We start from the raw sequence: 1,860 nt of genomic DNA on the forward strand, positions 1-1,860 counted from the left end.
AGGGCTTCTGACAGAAACAGAAATTTCTCGTAAGCACTATGAGAAGTCATGGGGTTCAGAAGCCCATGATGTTGTCGTGAACAACTACGTTCTGACTGATGAAGGTAAAAAGTATTACAAAGCGGGTAAGGAAACCAACGCATTAGGCAAGGACACTGGCGGTTTTTGCTTCGGCAAGGCAAAGGTTGAAACGATTACGAATTTCACCGAGCCGTCCGATGCAATGGGGCAAAAAATATCCCGCGTCAACTATACCTACACGGTTACGGACATTCCTGAATGGGCTAAATCCGACGATATTATTGCTGCAAGCTCTAAGTTAAAAGAAGACGTGGCGTCTGCACAAAATCCGGTCAGCGCAAAAGCCGTATTTGTGTTAACGAATAAAGGCTGGATGCACGAGCGGCTTTTCAACAAACGTTAATCCGAAAGGGTACTTCTGCCACAGTCAATCTGGTTGTGGCAGAACAACAGGAGGGAGTATGGAAAAACAGCCATGTTGTCAACTTTGCGGAATTGTCACCGATAAGCTGTATCGCTTTCAGGAAGATGAACAGCCTGAACGGGTTTATTGCCTTGTGTGCTTTGAGCAACAGACTGATGAACTTGCCACCGACAGCACGGTGGGCTACTACGGCGTAAAACGGCATCCCCGCGCCAGTTTTGCTTTGTTAAAGCGGGCGATGATCCATGCGCTCAACAGCCCGGATGAAGTGCAGCAGAACAAAGCAAAGCGGGTGCTCAGGAAATTGTCCGAGTCGGCAGAACTGATAGCCGATACCTACGGCAGTAACCGCAGCGATGATTTACGCGACGTGCTGGGACGACAGGGGCGACTGGTACTGCTGGACAGTGAGAAAGACATTCAGCAGCAAATCAGCGCGGAAAAAGACGGTTTTCCCGACGCCTCGCAGTGGGCGGAGATTTATTCACGGAGAGTCAATAAATGACGAGCATGATTGAAAACCTGCTGGTGAAAGTATCGAAATCAGTGACCGGCGGCAACCTGCTGGGCTATTCCGATCTGGTCACGGTCGTCGGCCTCACCGACGAAGACCGGGAGAAGCACCCGGAAATCACCCACCCGTACATCATGGTGACGGAGAACAGCGATTACCTGTCCATCATCGAAGTGGCCGGCATCAAGTCCGCATTCAGCGAAAAAGGCTTTACCGAGTATATCCAGAACCTCTCGCAGCTCCTGACCAGTCTGGTGTCAGAGCCGGGGCAAAAAATCAGCTACATTTTCGAGCGTGACCGTGGACGCAACGCCGCTGAGCTGCATGAACTCTATAAGCCGCACGTCAGCGCCATGCGCCGCCTTGATATTCACCTCGACGATATGCTGGAGAATGAGGCGGGTAAATTTGTCATGCACTACGCCACAGAGAAAGCCTATATCGTGCTGTATTCCGCCGCCTGTCTGCTGGATAGCGCGGAAATCAAGGAAGAAGCCGTAAAGAACAATGCCGCCATGTCCGGTATCGAGAAGGTCGTCCGGGGGCAAAATCCCGTACAACTGACGCTCGAAGGGTTGCAACTGGCACATTATGCCTCCCTGCAAAAAATGCTTGAGGCATTCAAGGGACGCGAGAACGGTCTGATTGTCGATATTCTGGACGTGAAGAAAGCCGGGAATATCATGAAAACCATGTTGTGGCGTACCAGCACCCCGAAAGAATGGGAGCCGCGAACGGTCTACGATAAGGGCTGGTTGTATGAGCGGAACAACGTCAACGAGATTGACAATATTATGCCCTCACGGCTGGGCGCTCAGTTCTTATCGGGTGAAATGGACAAAATTATCGACCGCAAGCATGAAATCGTGGAATGCGACGGGAAGTATTACATCAGCATGTT

Annotated in this window: 1 protein-coding gene and 2 pseudogenes; all 3 read left to right on the forward strand. The window is 50.9% G+C overall.

Features of this window, described 5'->3' with window-relative positions:
• A pseudogene (locus BBW68_RS18740) lies at positions 1-424 on the forward strand (hypothetical protein); the annotation flags it as partial.
• A 58-nt stretch (positions 425-482) separates the two neighbouring features.
• The gene (locus tag BBW68_RS04765) at positions 483-950 is read left to right on the forward strand and encodes a hypothetical protein (RefSeq protein ID WP_070134236.1); all 468 of its coding nucleotides are present in this window, start codon (positions 483-485) and stop codon (positions 948-950) included.
• Positions 947-1,860, forward strand: a pseudogene (locus BBW68_RS04770) (conjugal transfer protein); the annotation flags it as partial. The gene BBW68_RS04765 and the pseudogene BBW68_RS04770, both read left to right, overlap by 4 nt.

Origin of the sequence: Candidatus Erwinia dacicola, assembly GCF_001756855.1 — a bacterium.
Lineage (GTDB): Bacteria > Pseudomonadota > Gammaproteobacteria > Enterobacterales > Enterobacteriaceae > Erwinia > Erwinia dacicola.